Here is a 17,485-nt window from a genome sequence, read left to right on the forward strand (position 1 = left end):
ACCCGTTGCTGTTAGATTTGTGACACGTTACGGTCTGCGGTAAAGGGCAATGCTGCGGCCTTCCAGTTCGACATTCTTCTCTTTGGTGATCACCTGGCCGGGTTTTGCTCTCTCCGATGTGCAAAGCTCCAGCACCCAGCCACCTTCTCCAAACTGAGGAATAAGGAAGGGCACATTGCCTTCAAACGGATTAAACAGCATCAGCACGTCATGCCAGATGCCATCCTCTTCAGTCAGATCCGCACGGCCAATATAGACGCCAAGCGTGGAGCCTTCATCCCACTGCTCCGGCTGCTGAAAACCTCCGCCAGCGTTAAACCATTTGATCTCCATATTATCGCGCCAGCTTTCACGACGCAGCAGCGGCTGTTTGGCTCGCAGTGCAATTAACTGGCGGGTAAACTGGCGCAGCATTTCACCGCTTTCTGGCACATTGTCCCAGTCAATCCAGGAAATTTCGTTGTCCTGGCAGTAGCCATTATTATTGCCTTGCTGGCTGCGGCCAAACTCATCTCCCGCCTGGAGCATCGGCGTACCGTGGGAGAACAGCAGCGTAGCGAGGAAGTTACGCTTCTGACGCTCGCGCACGGCGTTAATCCCGGCATCATCCGTTGGCCCTTCGACACCGTAGTTATATGAACGGTTATCGTTGTGACCGTCATTGTTATCTTCGCCGTTATCCTCGTTATGTTTTTCGTTGTAAGAGACCAGGTCATTAAGCGTAAAACCATCGTGGGCGGTAATAAAATTAATGCTCTCCCAGGGACGCCGGCCACGCTGATCGTAGAGATCGCCCGAGCCTAACAGGCGGGCAGCAAACTCCGTCGATACGTTGTCTCCTTTCCAGTATTCCCGCACCGTATCACGATATTTGTCGTTCCACTCGGCCCAGCCAGGAGGGAAAGCCCCGACCTGATAGCCACCCGGCCCGATATCCCAGGGTTCACCAATCAGCTTCAGCCGGGAGAGCACCGGATCCTGCATGATGGCATCGAAAAAGCCACCGCGGGGATCGAAACCTCCCGGCTCACGGCCGAGAATAGTCCCTAAATCGAAGCGAAAACCGTCGATATGCATCAATTCAGCCCAGTAACGCAGCGAGTCCATAATCATCTGTAACACGCGCGGATGGGAGGTATTTACCGTGTTGCCGGTACCCGTGTCGTTGATGTAATAGCGGTGCTGTTCAGGCAAGGTGCGGTAGTAGGAAAAGTTATCAATGCCCTTGAATGAGAGCGTTGGCCCCAGTTCGTTTCCCTCTGCGGTGTGGTTATATACCACGTCGAGGATCACCTCGATTCCGGCATCGTGGAAAGCGCGCACCATATCACGGAAGCCCTGTATTCCACGCGGGCCAAAGTAGCGTGAAGCCGGGGAGAAAAAGGCGAGGGTGTTATAGCCCCAGAAGTTTTTCAGCCCTTTATCAAGCAGGTGCTGATCGTCGGGAAACCAGTGCACCGGCAGCAGTTCCACCGAAGTGACGCCCAGGCTCTTGATATATTCTACGCACGCCGGATGGGCCATCCCTTCATAGGTGCCACGCAGCTCTTCGGGCACGGCGGAGTTAAGCTGGGTGAATCCCTTAACATGGGTTTCGTAGATCACCGTTTTTGCCCAGGGAATAACCGGACGATTTTCATCGCGCCAGCTAAATTCATCCGGGTCGATCACCCGGCATTTAGGCGTATACGGCCCGCTGTCTCGGGTATCAAAGGTCAGATCCTTCTCATCATCATAAAGATCGTAGGCGAAATGGGCTTCATTCCACTCAATATCCCCCGACAGCTCGCGGGCATAAGGATCAATTAGCAGCTTATTGGGATTAAAACGATGGCCGTTCTCCGGATCGTAAGGGCCGTAGACACGATAGCCATACAGTGCGCCAGGCTGCAGGCCGGGTACATAGCCGTGCCACACCTCGTGGGTATATTCGGGCAGATCCAGTCGGGCGATTTCCTGCTGGCCGCTCGGATCATACAGGCAGAGTTCAACGCGCTCCGCGTGCGCGGAAAACAGGGCAAAATTGACTCCCCGGCCATCATAATTGGCGCCGAGCTGGTGGCTTAACCCTGGTTCTATTGCAAATGGATGTTCGGTTGTCATTGTTTTCTCTTTATCCGGTCGCAGATGGGATGCCATGGCGATACACAGCATCCGTTGGTTAAATTCAGATGTTTATTCACTGATCAGCACAATCGGCACTCCTTCCTCAGGGCCGGTAAGGGTGATCCGGTCAGTGAGGAAGGTCACTTCGCCGCTGAGAATATTACGGTAACGACGCCGGGCAAGCGGCGCAGCCAGAGCGAGGGTGGTATCACTTAACGGTTCAGCAGGGTGCTGATGCGCCAGGTTAAGTACCAGACGTGGGGCGATCACGATCAGCGCATCGCTACTGTTGACGCGGGCAAAGGCAATCAGGTTATCTTCACGGCTGCCATGAGCGCTGAGGGGGACGTAATCACCACGACGGAACAGCGCCGGTCTGGCCAGACGGAGATGCAGCAGGGCAGCGATCACATGCTGATTCAGCTGGCCGTTCAACCATTGTGGCAGTGAGGTATCGGGCGGGGTTTTACCCCCGGCCAGCATCCGTTCCAGCGCAGCAAAATCCGGCTCACGGCGGTTATCAGGATCGATCAGGCTGAAATCCAGCGTCTCACTTCCCTGATAGATATCCGGTACTCCCGGAGCGGCAAGCTTCACCACGGTCTGGGTCAGGCTGTTAACCAGCCCGGCGAGAATAAAGGGCCGGAGTGAAGCGGTGAAATCTTGCAGGAACAGGGCGTTGGTGGGGGAAAGCAGATGGCGCGCATAGTCCAGCACTGCGTTCTCGTAAGGATCATTGACCGCCGTCCAGTTGGTGCGCTGCTTCGCCTCGCGCAGCGCCTTCTGTACATAGGTGACAAAGCGCTCTTCCAGCGCTGCCAGTCCGGCACTGTCTCCCGGCTGTAAGGTGGCAGGCCAGACGCCCGCCAGCGCCTGATACAGCATCCAGACCACCGAGGGTTTGGGTGCCGGGCCATCATCAAGCGTTACTACCAGGCTGCTATTCATCTCGCTCCAGTGCGAGACACACGCCGCCCAGTGTTCCGGCGCTTCTGACAACGTGTAGAGCCGTGCCCGGGCGTCTTCGCCGCGTTTGGTATCGTGCGTGGTGGTGCCAGAAAGAGCATCCGGCTGGCGCTGAAGGCGAGTTTTCATCTCATTATGAAAGCGGCCAAGAGAGAATGCTCGCGGCAGCGGCTCTGCCCCAACTTCATTAAGCGCCAGCGCCATATGCTGGCGGAAAAACAGCGTGTCCTCTACTGATTTTGCCATCAGAGGGCCTGTCAGCTGCTGGAAACGGATACGGAACCTGGTGGCCTGGTCAAGTACCTCCGCTGAGAGGTCATCCCCGGCAAGAATGCGTAAAATAACCTCCAGCGCGGCCGGATCCGGGGCTGTGATACTGTTTTTTACCGTGTTGGCAACGGTGTGCAGCAGTGCGCGATCGGCAGCGGACAGGCCGTGCGCGGTACCATAAGTGCGGTATACCGGGAAGGCGACCAGCAGCTCGCGCAGGGCCTGGCGCAGGCTATTCTCCTCCTGTACCAGTCCCTCCCTGCTGGCGATATCGCAGACAATGCCCAGCAGCGTGCTGAATTCTCCGGCAAAGTTTTTATCGACCATCAGCAGCTTGGCCGCTCGCAGCTCGGCGGTCATATTCACCGGCTTATCCACCACATCGTTATAAATTTTGCGCAGTGCACCGATTTTGCTGCCATCAACCAGCGCATCGGAGAGTGCCGCCATGAATTCATAGCCTGTCGTACCCGAAACCGGCCAGTCCTCCGGCAGATGCTCATCTTTACCGAGGATTTTTTCCACGGTGATATAGCACTCTTCCCCGGCTTTCTGGCGCAGATGCATCAGGTAGGCCTGTGGATCCGCCAGGCCGTCAACATGATCCACTCGCAGGCCATCGACCGCGCCGCTATGAACCAGTTCCAGGATTAAGCGGTGTGTATCATCAAAGACCGTTTCATCCTCAACCCTGACTCCCACCAGTCCGGTGATTTCAAAGAAGCGACGGTAGGAGAGTTCACCGGCAGCGTCACGCCAGTGCATCAAGCGCCAGGGCTGCTGCTGATGAAGTTCGGCGATCTGTTGGCGATCGTGCAGCGCCAGTATTTCACTTTCGCGCCCCTGCCAGCTGTCGGGTGTCAGCGGGTAGAGTGCATCGTAATAAGCCAGCGCGGGTCTGCCGGTGGCCGGGTCGGCTTTGATCTGAATCTCACCATTTTCCAGCGCGGTATCAAAATCATCGCCGAGGAATGGCAGGGTGAGACGCCGCGACCAGTCGATATCGAAATGGCGCGCGTAACGGCTGTTCTCACCGTTCTCTATAACATCGCGCCACCAGGCGTTTTCCAGCGAGGCCGCCATATGATTTGGTACGATATCGAGAATCAGGCCAAGTCCGGCATTTTTCAGCGCAGTGACCATACGATCAAAGCCTGCGCGGCCACCAATTGATGGCTCAATTTCATTAGCATCAGTCACGTCATAGCCGTGGGTTGATTCGGCCGTGGCGGTAAAGATCGGCGAAGCATAAAGATGGCTGATTCCAAGCTGCTTGAGGTAGGGAACCAGGCTAGCGGCGCGATCGAAGGTCATGCCGTTACGGAACTGAATACGATAAGTCGCGGTTGGAATGGTCACTTTGCATCTCCCGCTTGAAAACGAACAGTTATTGAATGCTGCGGCAGCTCATGTGCTGGCTGCGGCCAGGCAAAAATCGTCTCACCGGGCAGTGCCGGCAGTGGCTGAGTGTCAGCACCAATGTTCAGCGCCAGCGAGAGTGTTCCCTGTGGGAATCTCCAGCTCACCGCCAGAAAGCCTGGGGCAGTTCTCACCACCTGGCCTTGACCTCCGCCTGGATTCGCCAGCAGCGGCACAATATATTGCTGGCGCAGCGCCAGCAGTTGTCGGGTAAATGCCAGCCATGCGATGCCGTGCTGGCTTTCCTGTTTTTGCCAGTCGAGCTTAGAGGTATCAAACGTGGTTTTTGCGTTTGGATCGGGTACGCTTTCGCCTTCGTGCCCCGCATGCCCCTCAAACTCTTTCGCCCGGCCTTCACGTACCGCCCGGGCCAGATCGCCGTGGAAATCGGTGAAAAACAGGAAGGGGTTGCTCTCACCGTACTCTTCACCCATAAACAGCAGCGGAATATGTGGCGACAGCAACAGGGTGGCGAGCAGCACTTTGGTTCGCTCTGCTCCGGCAAGAGAGATAAGTCTTTCACCCTGCGCCCGGTTGCCGATCTGATCGTGGTTCTGGATAAAATCAACAAAGGCCGTCGGGTGCTGGCTGCGGCTGTCTACGCCTCGCGGCTCACCTGACTGTTTTGAAATCTCTCCCTGATAGACAAATCCCTCGGCCAGCGCTCGCGCCACACCTTTTTCTGGCTGGCTGGCAAAATCCTGATAATAGGCGTGCGTTTCACCGGTAGCGAAAACATGTACTGCATTGTGGAAGTCATCATTCCACTCGCCGCTGAACAGCGGGGCGCTGCCGTCTTCATCGCGTGGATGAAGGAAAATAACGTTGCGGCAGTCTTCCGTGGTCAGATGGATCGGACGCTGAGGAATTTCTGTGCGGATGCGCCGGGCAATCTCAATCAGTATATGGTTGTCGGCATTGTCTTCTATCTGATCGATGGCATCGAAGCGCAGGCCGTCGAGGTTAAACTCCTGTAACCAGTAGAGCGGCGCTTCAATAATATAGCGGCGCACGGCATCAACATCGTAGGCGATGCCCGCTCCCCAGGGCGTCATACGCTCCTGGTGGAAGAAATCAGGAGCAAGCAGCGGCAGGTAATTACCCTGCGGGCCAAAGTGGTTGAGCACGATATCCAGTACCACAGAAATGCCGTAACCGTGGGCAGCATCGATAAAGGCTTTAAAATCATCCACGCTGCCGTAGGCTGAATGGGGCGCATAAAGCAGAACGCCGTCGTAGCCCCAGCCCCGATCGCCACCAAACTGCGCCACAGGCAGCACTTCGATCATGGTGATTCCGAGATCTGCAAGGTAGGGGAGTTTTTCCATTGCAGCCTTGAAGGTTCCCTGCGGCGTGAAGGTGCCGATATGCAGTTCATAGACAACGGTTTCCTCCCATGGACGGCCTGCCCAATGGGTGTTTTGCCATGAATAAGCATTGGGATCGATAACCAGGGAAGGGCCTTCAACACTATTTTTCTGCGCACGGGAAGCCGGATCCGGCACCGTCATGCCATCGGCAACAACAAAATGATACTCCGCCCCCGGGGCAACACCGCTAACCTGAAGCTCAAACCAGCCATCGCCCGCTGGCTGCATTTCTCTGTCTGTACCAGAAAGTCTGAGAGTTACCTTACTCTGGCCAGTGGCCCAGAGACGAAAACGTACGGTATCGGCAGCCACAAATTCGGCTCCCCAACTTTTAAGAAATGATCGGGTTTCCATTTATCATCCTCATTTTATCCAGTAGTAAGGGATAGCCAGCCGGCAACTCATTGTCGCCGCTGTTAGTAAGCATTTGTCGGAAAGGTAATATCGGGTTCTGGATAGTGTTCAGGACATAACAATCATAGACTAAGATATAGTGATAAGTGGGAATGCAAGGATAGGTCGAGAACAGATGAACATCAGTATCAGAGCATTCCGGGCCAGCGATCTTGATGCGGTAATTGCACTTTTTGAGGGCGCAGTGCGTCAAATTGCTTCACGGGATTACAGCGCTGAACAGATCGACGCCTGGGTGCAGATTGACAGGGAAGACTGGCAGCAGAAATTTCAACAGAGCGAGTGCTGGCTGGTTATTCGTCATGGAGAAATAGCCGGATTTGGCAATGTGGAATCTGACGGGCATCTGGATATGTTATTTATCCATCCTGAACACCAGCGCTGCGGTGTGGCAACAGCCCTGTTGAAATGGCTGGAGTTGCAGCTGGTGAAAATGGGTATTCCGGTAATATTTACCGAGGCAAGCATCACCGCCAAACCCTTTTTCACCCGTCAGGGGTTTCAGCTGATTGAAGCCCAGCAGGTATCAGTGCGTGGGCAGAGTTTTATTAACTACAAACTACATAAGGTGCTGATATAGAAGATTTATATCTCTTTATCGCGCTTCAGTATCAAAAATGACATAGAGCTTGCGCATCTGCGTTTCAACGACCCAGGTGCCTTCAGTGTTAGCCTCAAAAAAGAAAGAGTCGCCGGGTTTAAAGGCTAACGTTGGTTCCCCGTCAGGGGTAAAGGAGCCGGTGCCGCCGAGAAAATGCATTATCTCTGCCTGTTTCACCGAGCGCCGATAGCTCCCCACGCCGCATTCGAAAATTCCGCAATCAATTTCTTCCTTTCCCGGAATAACTTTCTGCACACCCGATAGCGCAATGGTTCCGCTGCCTGGCAGGCCATCGACCGTTCCCCAGGATTCCAGATTTTTCATGGTGGCGGGTTGCTCTAGTTTTTGAACTTTCATCTTATTGATCCTTTAAAGTGACAGTGTCATTGTTATCTGTGTGCCGCATAAATACCAGCGGCCATTTATGCCGGTTTGTTGTTCAGATTAAAGGGTTTACTTAAAACATAACTGAATTTATTGACCGCCTGAAAACACTTTCAGACTGAAAAAGAGGTGAGTTTGGTAGAATCTTTCGTAAGAGAAGCAGATATAAGAGCAGGATCGGCAGGGTGCCAGGCTGCTGATCCTGATGATGATTTTAGCGGGTAACGGATGAATGGCCCCAGCGGCTTTGCAGATAATTGACTGCCTGCTGAGTCTGGGGCTGATTTAAATAGTTTTCCCGGAACAGGATGGTGCCGTCGATGCCCGCGAGAGACTCATTCATGTCGAGCTGTTTTTTCAGCTCGGGCACACCGCCCTGTACTGTCCAGTCAGGTTCGTTCTTCGACGGTTCGCCAACTTTATACAGCGCAATGCCAATATACAGACGCGTTTTCGTCGGTTTTACCACCTCAGCCCACCATTTAGCCAGCACATCATAGCGTGCAGCCTGACGTGAGAAAGGCCAGTAAACCTGCGGGGCAATATAGTCGAGCAAGCCCTGCTGAACCCAGCGGCGGGTATCGGCGAAGGACTCATCATAGGCAGCCGCGCCGCGAGTGTCTGAACCTGCGGAATCATGTGAGATATTGCGCCAGACGCCCGCCGGGCTGACGCCAAACTCAACGTCAGGTTTTAACTGTTTGATAGTGCGTGAAACCTGTTCAATCAGGAGCTGAGTATTCTGTCGCCGCCAGTCTGCTTTGCTGCTGAACCCCTGACCATATTGCCGGAATGTCTGGCTGTCATTGAGCGTGGAACCCGGGGATTCAGCATAGAAATAGTCATCAAACTGCACGCCATCCACAGGGTAACGCGCCACGACTTCGGCCACGATGCTGGTTATCCAGTCGCGCACTTCCGGAATGCCAGGATCAAGAACGAAACGATCGCCAGAGGTGCGGATCCAGTCGCGATGCAGTACATAAACGCTGGCGGGATGCAGCGATAATGTGCGGTTGAGTTCGGCAACGGTAGAGGGTTTGGTATTCACCGATACGCGATAAGGGTTGAACCAGGCGTGAACTTTCATGCCGCGCTTATGCGCTTCATCCAGCATAAACTGCAACGGATCGTAGCCTGGATCCTCGCCGATATTTCCGGTCAGCATATCAGACCACGGCAAAATTTTTGAGGCCCACAGGGCAGTCCCGTCAGGCTTGACCTGGAAAAATACGGTGTTAATACCGAGGCTTTTAAGCTTATCCAGTTTATCGGTCAGCGCCTGTTTCTGCTGGCTGATGCGCAGCGCAGCACTGCTGACATTCACCGATGTCACCGGCGGCCAGTCGAGACGAGAAACCGTGGCCAGCCAGACTCCGCGCATCGGCTCTTGATTATGCCCGGGTTTTGTTGGCAGCGGTGGTTTTGCAACGGGCGGGAGCGGGGTAACCAGCGATTTCGGCGGCCCGGAAGAACAGCTGACCAGTAACAGCGATGCAGCAATAAGTGCACCCGCCAGCTTCAGAGGTTTAACAGGGGAGATGCGGCGACAACGGGTGATGGTAAACTCCGGTTTTTTCAGATAGTTGAGCGTAAAGATTCATTCTCGTACTATCCTGGGTAAAGTCAATGGAATAGGTGTTATACGTGGTGGATATCGAGGTTCGGGGATAGAAACAGGGCAGTTAAGCAGCGTGTCGCTACGCGAATTCTTGTGCATAATTACCCTGCAAGTTCTCCAGAATTCACGTAGCGACGCCAATTTCAGAGCATCTGTGTAACCGAAAAGGGAGTCATCACTCTTCTTCCATCTTCTCCACTAAGATATCTCCAATATTAAATTGGAGCCAGTCCACTAACTCTTTGATTTTGCTGGCAGCTTCTGCGCCGAGCGGCGTCAGGGTATATTCAACGTGGGGCGGGACAGTGTTGAATGATTTTCGCACCAGCATTTTATCTTCTTCCAGCTGTTGTAGGGTTTGGGTCAGCATGCGTTCGCTTATGCCCTCAACCTCTCGACGAAGTTCGCCGAAGCGTTTGGTGCCACTTTTCAGCGCCAGCATCACTAACAACCCCCACTTCCCCGTGATTTTGTGCAAAATTTGACGGGAAGGGCATTGCGAAAGCAACACGTTGCCGACCATTCTGCCGTTCACAAAGAACTCTGGAGGAATAGCCTTTTGCAATGCGGATTGATCCAGTTGATTATGCATTTTTCGCCCTATTAATAATAACCACTTACTAAAGGTAAGCTTAGTGAGTTTACGTTATTCCTGCAAGGAACAATGCATTAAATCTGACGGTTTCAAATGTGTTTTTTCATTTTAATAAGGTTTTTAATAAGTTTATTTAATTAAAAATCAATATGTTATGTGAAGAAGAAAATTTTTTTCCAAACTTACATTTTTGTATGTACTTCCTAAAAGGAAGTTATGACCTATAATTAGTGCATCACACCAACGCCGAACGCGTCGGCAGCAATATTGTTAGTCAATTTATTTCTAAGAGGAATGCATGATGAAAACTATCGCAGTCACAGGTGCAACAGGTCAATTCGGTGCAATCGCTTTAGCAAAACTACAGGAAAAAGGGGCAAAGCCGATTGCCCTGGTGCGTAACCCGGCAAAAATTTCAGGGGCAGAAGCCCGGGCATTTGATTATTCAAAAGTGGAAGGTCAAGTGGAGGCGCTGCAAGGTGTGGACACGCTCCTTTTAGTATCAGGTAGTGAAGTAGGGCAGCGCGAAGTGCAACACAAGAACGTGATCGAATCTGCGAAAAAAGCGGGAGTAAAACATATTATTTATACCAGTTTACTCGGTGCAACCAATGAAATTACCGTTGGTTTATTAGCAGGCGAACACGTGGCTACCGAACAGGCACTGAAAGAGTCTGGCTTAACCTACACCATTTTGCGTAATGGCTGGTACACCGAAAACTATACTGCTTCTGTGCAACCTGCATTAGCGTTAAATGCATTTTATGGTTCAGCAAAAGACGGGAAAATTGCCTCTGCATTACGTGCTGATTATGCGGAAGCCGCAGCAAACGTTGCACTCGGTGAAGGGCACGAAAATAAAACCTACGAACTGGCCGGTGACAACGCTTACACCCTTACGGAGTTAGCGGCAGAAATCAGCAAGCAGTCAGGTAAAGAGATCCCATATGTGGATATTCCAGCGGCAGATTACGAGAGCGCATTGTTAAAAGCGGGGTTGCCAGAGGGCCTGGCTCACTTACTTGCTCAGGCGGATGTGGATGCCTCAAAAGGGGCGTTATTCTCAACCGACAAAACGCTTTCTCGCCTGCTCGGTCGTCCAACGCAGGATTTAGCCGTGGCGGTGAAAGCAGCTCTTTAATTCCAATTGCTCCGATGTAAAAAGGGATCAACATGGAAAAAAGATTACAGGCGGCTAAGGCCGCCTTTAAAAATGCAGATTGTGTGCTGATTGGCGCCGGGGCAGGCTTTTCTGCTGCCGCCGGGCTGACCTATTCGAATAAGCGTTTTACCGATAATTTCCAGGCGTTTATTCAAAAATACGGTATGACGGATATGTATTCCGCCGGTTTTTACCCATTCCCCAGTGAAGAGGCGAAGTGGGCATACTGGGCGAAACATATCGAGATCAATCGTTTCGCTCCGCCAGCTTTACCGCTGTTTCAAACGCTATTTGAACTGGTTAAAAACAAAAATTATTTTGTGATAACCACCAATGTAGACGCACAATTTTACAAAACAGGCTTTGCTGCCGAGCGTATTTTCGCCACGCAGGGGGATTACGGTAAATTGCAATGTGCCACTGGCTGCCACAAAACGCTGTACGATAATGGCGATTTGGTAAAGCAATGGCTCAATCATACTGATTGCAACACCCTGGAAATTCCCACCGAACTTGTTCCGCAATGCCCTAAATGTGGTGGGAAAATGGCAATGCACCTGCGAATTGACGGCAATTTTGTTGAAAACGCCGAGTGGCACGCAGCGAGCGCTCGTTATGCTGAGTTTGCCCAACAAAGTTTACACGGGAATACGGTCTATCTCGAATTAGGCGTAGGCTATAACACGCCGGGTATTATCCGTTATCCATTCGAGAAAATGACCTACGATAACCCCGATGCCACGCTGGTTCGTATTAACCGCGACGAACCGCAGGGTTTTGCAGAAACCGCTGCTCAAACAGTGGCATTTACCGAAGATCCGAAAATGGTGTTAGAAAATTTAATGGAGAACACCAAATGAACAAGAACGCGCAACTGAGCCGTATGATTTCCTTGCTCGCCCCAGGTTATACACAGCCTGATAGCGTGACGGAAAAACGCCAACTTTTGCGAGCCTTGATGAACGTTTGGCGGCCTGAACAGCCGATCTCCACAGAATTTCTTCATCTGCAAGACGAGTTTTTACAACAGGAGTTGATGGAAAAAGGCATCGTGGATCTCACTGATCTCACGCCTGTTGAGCCACAAATTTACCTGTGGCAAGGCGATATAACTCGTCTAAAAGTGGGGGCAATCGTCAATGCTGCAAACAGCCAAATGCTGGGCTGTTTCTATCCATTGCACGCTTGTATCGACAACGCTATTCACTCAGCATCTGGTTTACAACTCCGTCAGAATTGCTGGGAAATTATGCAGAAACAAGGAGTTACCGAACCCACAGGCAAAGCAAAAATTACTCCTGGGTTCAACTTGCCTGCTGATTATATTTTACATACCGTTGGCCCGATTATAAGCGGTGAATTAACTGAAGAAGATTGTAAATTATTGGCAGAGTGTTACCGCTCGTGCCTTGAGTTAGCCAAAGAGAAGGGCGTGCAGTCGGTGGCATTTTGTTGCATCAGCACAGGCGAGTTCCGCTTCCCCAACGAAGCCGCCGCCGAAATAGCTGTCCGCACTGTGCGAGATTTTCTGCAAAATAACCCACAGATGAGGGTGATTTTTAACGTGTTTAAAGAGATCGATTTGCAGATCTATCAGAAGTTATTAGGGAAATGAGAAGATTTTTGTAAACTCTCCTGACTTACTAATTTGTTTGTACTTATAAAAAGTAAGTTTAACCATTAGGATAATGCTAATTTCAAGTTGAGGAGCCTTACAATGAAAAAATTAGCGGCGTGTTTTACTGCCGGTATATTGGCAATGTGTATGAACACTATAGCTATGGCAAGCGAACCGTCTGCCAATATGGATTCGTTGCGTGAAATGATGAGCAAAATGCCGCCAGTGAATACGCAGGGAGCTATTTCCAAATGGCTCGACGTGCCTTATGCGAACCAGTCAGATGCACAAAAATTAGATATCTATCTGCCCACTGAAGGTAAGGCTCCTTACCCAGCGATCATTGCTATTCATGGCGGAGGTTTTGTTTTTGGCGATAAAGGCACGAGCGAAGTGAACGCCCCAATGACAGGGCTGAAACGTGGCTATGCGGTAGTGTCGATCAACTATCGCCTGGCGGGCGAGGCCGTTTTTCCTGCGGCAGTTTATGATGTAAAGGCAGCAGTGCGTTTTGTTAAAGCAAATGCGGAAAAATATGGCTTAGATCCAAACCGGATCGTCGCGTGGGGTGATTCCGCAGGGGCAAACTTAGCATCAATGCTTGGTACAACGGCCGGCAATCCTGCTTTGGAAGATTTAACTCAAGGCAATGCTGAACAAAGTAGTCGGGTTAATGCCGTGGTCAATTTCTTTGGCCCAACCGATTTTTCAGTGATGGATGCTCAGTTCAAAGCAAGCGGTAAAAAACCTCTACAAATTCACAATGCAGCGGATTCGGGTGAGTCGCAATATATGGGGGTGCAAATCAGTAAAATCCCTAATTTAGTAAAATTTGCCAATCCGCAAAGCTATATTTCAAAGGATACCGTACCATTTTTCCTGATGAATGGTTCGGAAGATCCCATTGTGCCAACCCAACAAAGCGAAGATTTTGCCAAAGCTTTGCAAGCCGTGATTGGCGAAGACAAAGTTACCTATGTTCAGCTCCAGGGGGCAGGGCACGGCACTGCCGAATTTGAGGAAAAAGAAAATTTAGATAAAGTGTTCCAGTTTCTTGATAAACAACTTAAACGCTAAATTTATCTCAGATTAGAGTTTTGACTGAATAATTCAGATGTAATACAGCGGCAGGCATCAACACCCATAGATGCTGCCGCTGGTTAGTTTATGGCTCGTCAGTGAGGCTACTTTAGAGACAGTTATATAGATTCAGGTGCTATTTATATATCTCTGCAATACCGTGCAGTTTGTTATTACCTGCCGTCGACAGAATTTTGAATGATGTTGCGCCTTGCTCTTTAGCCTTACGAGAGAGGGCACTCGATAAATCATCAAGCGTATAGGCACTGCTGGCTGAGACTACACCCATCTTTTCTTTCCCATCTGCATGATTAATTTCCTGAGCGGCAGAGGCAGCATTCACTGAAATGAAGCCCATAACCAATGTAGTAATAAGTAGTTTTTTCATATCTGGTACCTCATTTAAAAATATATTTCAAACTGGATTTGTATCAGGAGTAACCTCCTCCATCTGTATGTTCAAATATACAGGCCTAAGCTGTCATGAGGATGACCGCTATATGACAAAGTTGTCAGTGTTTTTGATTAGTGTTTTTTTAAATACAGGTTCAGAACGTTAATAATGCACTCAGGTTATTCACACATAGGCATATTGTTTATGTCTAAAATACCATCATTTTCTGCGAATCATCAGCCCGCAGGTTTGCAAACAGTGGCGTAATATCCTGCTGTGCTGCGCCTCGTTCAGCCACCAGCCCGAACGTTTTATTTTTTGCCTCGTCTTCACTTTGCGCTTATTTCTGACCAGCGCTACGGGCTGATGTCCCATTTCAATAGCGGTATTCACGACATGAAGACCTGTACTCCCTGTCGCGCCTGCAACGAGTATTTTTATGATAAACCTTCTGATAATTCAGACTTATTTTCGCTAAGTTCAGAATATCAATTATCATTATTGTCCGTAATAAGGCTAAAATGATTGTGTCTATGAACACCCTTCATGAGTGTGTGATGAAGGGAATGCCCCCATAAGGAAATCGCCGATGCTCAAAGAAAACTTCAACGAACTGCAAATCTTTCTTGTGGTCGCGAGGGAGCGAAGTTTTACCAAAGCAGCGGGTAAACTGGGTGTTTCTCAGTCAGCCCTCAGCCACGCGATCAAGGCCCTGGAGGAAAGGCTGAATATCCGCCTTCTGACCCGCACGACCCGAAGCGTGGCCCCCACAGAAGCCGGTGAGAGGATTATTGCCTGCCTTGAACCTCGTATTGCCGATCTTGAACAGGAACTGGAATCGCTGGTTCAACTGAACGGCACAGCCTCCGGCAATATTCGCTTATCTGCCGGAGAGCACGCTGCGCGAAGTCTGGTGTGGCCGAAGTTAAAACCTTTCCTCAGGGAATATCCGGAAATCAAAGTTGAACTGGTGGTTGATAACGGTTTTGTCGATATTGTTGAGGGGCGTTTTGATGCCGGGATCCGCCTGGGTGAAAGTGTGGAAAAGGACATGATTGCGGTAAGAATTGGGCCGGATATGAGAATGGCCGTAGTGGGAGCACCATCTTATTTCTCTGCAAATCCTGCACCTGAAACGCCGCACGAGCTACAAAATCACCGGTGCATCAATATGCGCCTGCCGACTGCCGGAGGGCTTTATCACTGGGAGTTTGAGAAGGAAGGAAAGCCGTTAAGGGTCAGAGTGGAAGGGCAGGTGACGTTTAATTTGCAGGCAGAAAGGATTGATGCGGCGTTATCCGGTTTTGGCATCGCCTGTATACCTGAAGACAGAGTGCTGGATTATATAAAGTCAGGAGAGCTTATTCAGGTTTTGCAGGACTGGTGTCCGTCTTTCCCCGGATATTATCTTTACTACCCGAGCCGTAAACAGCATCCGCCCGCTTTCGCGCTGATGATCGATGCACTTCGCTACGCAGAATAATGGGTCCGCTTTACGCTGCGGACCCATCCGGGTATTAACGGCCTACGCGAGCCTGGTGCTCGGGAGAGTAACGTTCGCCGACGACTTTAATGGTTTCAAGCGCCTGGGTTATCTGCCGTGAGTCATCCTGCGAAAGGATGATGTCGGCAGCCCCCAGGTTTTCCTCCAGCCGGTGTAGTTTGGTGGTACCAGGAATAGGAGCAATCCACGGTTTTTGTGCCAGCAGCCACGCCAGCGCGATTTGCGCAGACGTCACGCCTTTCTCTGCCGCCAGTTCACCCAGCAACGAGACCAGCTTTTCATTGGCTTCAATCGCCTGTTCGGCGAAACGTGGCACGGTGCTGCGGTAATCATCCTTGCCAAAAGTGGTTCCTGGTTTAATTGATCCCGTCAGGAAGCCCTTACCTAATGGGCTGAAGGGCACAAAACCAATGCCCAGTTCCTCCAGCAACGGCAGGATCTCCTGCTCAGGTTCGCGCCACCACAGGGAGTATTCGCTTTGCAGCGCAGTGACCGGTTGTACGGCATGCGCGCGACGAATGGTTTGCGCACCTGCTTCGGACAGTCCGAAATGTTTGACCTTGCCTTCCGCGATGAGGTCTTTTACGGTTCCCGCGACATCTTCAATGGGGACATCCGGATCGACACGGTGTTGATATAGCAGGTCAATGACATCAGTCTTAAGACGGCGTAATGATCCTTCCACAGCTTCACGGATATGCTCCGGACGGCTGTTTAAAACCTGCTGCTTGTTGTCCGTACCGAAGGTAAAACCAAACTTGGTGGCAATGACCACACGGTCACGAAACGGTTTTAAGGCTTCGCCTACAACCTCTTCATTAAGGAAGGGGCCATACACTTCAGCGGTATCGAAGAAGGTGACTCCACGTTCTACCGCTGCGCGGATGAGCTCGATAGCCTGACGGGTTTCGGTCGCCGGGCCGTAGCCGTGGCTTAAGCCCATGCAGCCGAGCCCAAGGGCGGAAACTTCAAGTCCGGATTGACCCAGATAACGTTTTTGCATTGAATGAATACCTCTTTTATCGCGACTTAAACATCAAGTTTGCGGCCAGTCAGCCATTCCACCATCGCCGGGTCACGGTGAGAGAAGAAGGCGCTGGTTGCGGTGTCGAGGGCAGCAATTTGCAGCATATCCTCAGAGCTGAGTTCAAAATCGAGAATGTTGATGTTCTCTTCCATGCGTTCTTTGCGCACCGATTTCGCCAGTGAAACGATGCCTCGCTGGAAGATCCAACGCAGTACAACCTGACCCACGCTTTTTCCATACTTCTGACCAATTGCCGTTAACACCGGGTGCTGGAAGAGACCATTTCTCCCCTCGGCAAATGGGGCCCAGGCTTCCGGCTGAATGCCACGGCTGTGATTCCATGGAACGGCATGCAGCTGCTGATTGAAGGGGTTAACTTCAATCTGGTTTACCGCAGGGGCTACTTTGTTGAAGGCGATAAGGTCGGCAAGTCGGTCAGGATGGAAGTTGCTGACGCCAATAGCGCGAATTTTGCCTGCCTGTTGCAGTTCTTCCATAGCACGCCAGGCCCCATGGACATCGCCGTAAGGCTGATGAATCAGGTACAGGTCAACGTAATCAAGTTGCAGCCGATTCAGGGAGCGTTCGAACTGTGCTTTAGCGCCTTCGTAATTGGTATCCTGCAGCCACAGTTTGGTGGTGACAAAGAGTTCGTTACGGGCGATGCCGGTCTGTTTCAGAGCGTTCCCGACCTGGGTTTCATTCTGGTAAGACGCGGCGGTATCGATCAGGCGGTATCCCGTGTCGATGGCGTCAATAACGGCTCTTTCGCATTCGGCAGCATCCGTCATCTGGAAGACACCAAAGCCCAGCAGGGGCATTTCAATACCGTTGTTCAATTTTACAGTTTGCATGACGTTATCCTTCAGCTGTTGTCCAGTAAAAGCATAACGCAAAGTGATTTATTCGATTAGATGGGGTAATTAGCTAGGGTTTATTAGATGTGTTCATTAA

At 51.1% G+C, this 17,485-nt stretch carries 15 protein-coding genes and 1 pseudogene; 6 read left to right on the forward strand and 10 right to left on the reverse strand.

The window, feature by feature from the left end; genetic code table 11:
- Positions 1–27 precede the first annotated feature (27 nt).
- The 3 genes from glgX to treZ all read right to left on the reverse strand — a co-directional run bounded on the left by glgX (position 28) and on the right by treZ (position 6,485).
- Positions 28–2,103 (reverse strand): glycogen debranching protein GlgX, encoded by a 2,076-nt coding sequence (glgX, locus tag GN242_RS10120; RefSeq protein WP_156287406.1) that lies wholly within the window; start codon positions 2,101–2,103, stop codon positions 28–30.
- A 72-nt stretch (positions 2,104–2,175) separates the two neighbouring features.
- Positions 2,176–4,701, reverse strand: coding sequence for a malto-oligosyltrehalose synthase (treY, locus tag GN242_RS10125; RefSeq protein WP_156287407.1), 2,526 nt, complete (start codon positions 4,699–4,701; stop codon positions 2,176–2,178).
- Positions 4,698–6,485 (reverse strand): malto-oligosyltrehalose trehalohydrolase, encoded by a 1,788-nt coding sequence (gene treZ / locus GN242_RS10130; RefSeq protein ID WP_156287408.1) that lies wholly within the window; start codon positions 6,483–6,485, stop codon positions 4,698–4,700. Before treZ ends, treY begins: the two co-directional genes overlap by 4 nt.
- Positions 6,486–6,660: 175 nt before the next feature.
- Here treZ and GN242_RS10135 point away from each other — a divergent pair, with 175 nt between their 5' ends.
- Complete coding sequence (locus tag GN242_RS10135; protein WP_156287409.1) at positions 6,661–7,125, forward strand: GNAT family N-acetyltransferase; 465 nt, start codon at positions 6,661–6,663, stop codon at positions 7,123–7,125.
- 15 nt (positions 7,126–7,140) lie between these two features.
- Here the strand turns inward: GN242_RS10135 and GN242_RS10140 are convergent, their stop codons facing one another.
- The 3 genes from GN242_RS10140 to GN242_RS10150 form a co-directional block, all read right to left on the reverse strand.
- Positions 7,141–7,503, reverse strand: a complete 363-nt coding sequence (locus GN242_RS10140) for a cupin domain-containing protein (RefSeq protein ID WP_156287410.1) — start codon at positions 7,501–7,503, stop codon at positions 7,141–7,143.
- A 241-nt stretch (positions 7,504–7,744) separates the two neighbouring features.
- Positions 7,745–9,073, reverse strand: a complete 1,329-nt coding sequence (locus GN242_RS10145; protein ID WP_374189834.1) for a glycoside hydrolase family 10-like protein — start codon at positions 9,071–9,073, stop codon at positions 7,745–7,747.
- A 253-nt stretch (positions 9,074–9,326) separates the two neighbouring features.
- The gene (locus GN242_RS10150; protein ID WP_154751201.1) at positions 9,327–9,743 is read right to left on the reverse strand and encodes a winged helix-turn-helix transcriptional regulator; all 417 of its coding nucleotides are present in this window, start codon (positions 9,741–9,743) and stop codon (positions 9,327–9,329) included.
- 304 nt (positions 9,744–10,047) lie between these two features.
- Between GN242_RS10150 and GN242_RS10155 the strand changes: the two genes are divergently transcribed.
- The 4 genes from GN242_RS10155 to GN242_RS10170 all read left to right on the forward strand — a co-directional run bounded on the left by GN242_RS10155 (position 10,048) and on the right by GN242_RS10170 (position 13,603).
- Complete coding sequence (locus GN242_RS10155) at positions 10,048–10,887, forward strand: SDR family oxidoreductase (protein ID WP_197094796.1); 840 nt, start codon at positions 10,048–10,050, stop codon at positions 10,885–10,887.
- Positions 10,888–10,919: 32 nt separating this feature from the next.
- Positions 10,920–11,768, forward strand: a complete 849-nt coding sequence (locus GN242_RS10160) for an SIR2 family NAD-dependent protein deacylase (protein ID WP_197094780.1) — start codon at positions 10,920–10,922, stop codon at positions 11,766–11,768.
- Positions 11,765–12,523, forward strand: coding sequence for a protein-ADP-ribose hydrolase (locus tag GN242_RS10165; RefSeq protein ID WP_156287414.1), 759 nt, complete (start codon positions 11,765–11,767; stop codon positions 12,521–12,523). The genes GN242_RS10160 and GN242_RS10165 overlap by 4 nt, the downstream gene beginning before the upstream one ends.
- 102 nt (positions 12,524–12,625) lie before the next feature.
- A complete protein-coding gene (locus GN242_RS10170) occupies positions 12,626–13,603 on the forward strand; it encodes an alpha/beta hydrolase (RefSeq protein WP_197094781.1) in 978 nt (325 codons plus the stop codon).
- Between the two features lie 139 nt (positions 13,604–13,742).
- Here the strand turns inward: GN242_RS10170 and GN242_RS10175 are convergent, their stop codons facing one another.
- Together GN242_RS10175 and GN242_RS10180 are read right to left on the reverse strand one after the other, a co-directional pair.
- A complete protein-coding gene (locus GN242_RS10175) occupies positions 13,743–13,994 on the reverse strand; it encodes a YdgH/BhsA/McbA family protein (RefSeq protein WP_154751197.1) in 252 nt (83 codons plus the stop codon).
- Between the two features lie 185 nt (positions 13,995–14,179).
- A pseudogene (locus tag GN242_RS10180) lies at positions 14,180–14,340 on the reverse strand (SDR family oxidoreductase); the annotation flags it as partial.
- 249 nt (positions 14,341–14,589) lie between these two features.
- On the opposite strand from GN242_RS10180, the gene GN242_RS10185 reads away from it, so the two are divergent.
- Positions 14,590–15,483 carry a LysR family transcriptional regulator gene (locus tag GN242_RS10185; RefSeq protein ID WP_154751196.1) on the forward strand — a complete coding sequence of 298 codons (894 nt, stop codon included), beginning with the start codon at positions 14,590–14,592 and terminating at the stop codon, positions 15,481–15,483.
- Between the two features lie 34 nt (positions 15,484–15,517).
- On the opposite strand, the gene GN242_RS10190 is transcribed toward GN242_RS10185, so the two are convergent.
- Together GN242_RS10190 and GN242_RS10195 are read right to left on the reverse strand one after the other, a co-directional pair.
- Entirely contained in the window at positions 15,518–16,507 is a 990-nt protein-coding gene (locus tag GN242_RS10190; protein WP_154751195.1) for an aldo/keto reductase, read from the reverse strand.
- 26 nt (positions 16,508–16,533) lie between these two features.
- The gene (locus tag GN242_RS10195) at positions 16,534–17,385 is read right to left on the reverse strand and encodes an aldo/keto reductase (protein WP_154751194.1); all 852 of its coding nucleotides are present in this window, start codon (positions 17,383–17,385) and stop codon (positions 16,534–16,536) included.
- Positions 17,386–17,485 lie beyond the last annotated feature (100 nt).

Source organism: Erwinia sorbitola, assembly GCF_009738185.1.
GTDB classification, from domain to species: domain Bacteria; phylum Pseudomonadota; class Gammaproteobacteria; order Enterobacterales; family Enterobacteriaceae; genus Erwinia; species Erwinia sorbitola.

Bases quoted from the DNA above. Each gene is read 5' to 3' on its own strand.
- glgX (WP_156287406.1), bottom strand. From the start codon at position 2,103: ATGACAACCGAACATCCATTTGCAATAGAACCAGGGTTAAGCCACCAG.
- treZ (WP_156287408.1), bottom strand. From the start codon at position 6,485: ATGGAAACCCGATCATTTCTTAAAAGTTGGGGAGCCGAATTTGTGGCT.
- GN242_RS10135 (WP_156287409.1), top strand. From the start codon at position 6,661: ATGAACATCAGTATCAGAGCATTCCGGGCCAGCGATCTTGATGCGGTA.
- GN242_RS10140 (WP_156287410.1), bottom strand. From the start codon at position 7,503: ATGAAAGTTCAAAAACTAGAGCAACCCGCCACCATGAAAAATCTGGAA.
- GN242_RS10150 (WP_154751201.1), bottom strand. From the start codon at position 9,743: ATGCATAATCAACTGGATCAATCCGCATTGCAAAAGGCTATTCCTCCA.
- GN242_RS10155 (WP_197094796.1), top strand. From the start codon at position 10,048: ATGAAAACTATCGCAGTCACAGGTGCAACAGGTCAATTCGGTGCAATC.
- GN242_RS10160 (WP_197094780.1), top strand. From the start codon at position 10,920: ATGGAAAAAAGATTACAGGCGGCTAAGGCCGCCTTTAAAAATGCAGAT.
- GN242_RS10165 (WP_156287414.1), top strand. From the start codon at position 11,765: ATGAACAAGAACGCGCAACTGAGCCGTATGATTTCCTTGCTCGCCCCA.
- GN242_RS10170 (WP_197094781.1), top strand. From the start codon at position 12,626: ATGAAAAAATTAGCGGCGTGTTTTACTGCCGGTATATTGGCAATGTGT.
- GN242_RS10175 (WP_154751197.1), bottom strand. From the start codon at position 13,994: ATGAAAAAACTACTTATTACTACATTGGTTATGGGCTTCATTTCAGTG.
- GN242_RS10185 (WP_154751196.1), top strand. From the start codon at position 14,590: ATGCTCAAAGAAAACTTCAACGAACTGCAAATCTTTCTTGTGGTCGCG.
- GN242_RS10190 (WP_154751195.1), bottom strand. From the start codon at position 16,507: ATGCAAAAACGTTATCTGGGTCAATCCGGACTTGAAGTTTCCGCCCTT.
- GN242_RS10195 (WP_154751194.1), bottom strand. From the start codon at position 17,385: ATGCAAACTGTAAAATTGAACAACGGTATTGAAATGCCCCTGCTGGGC.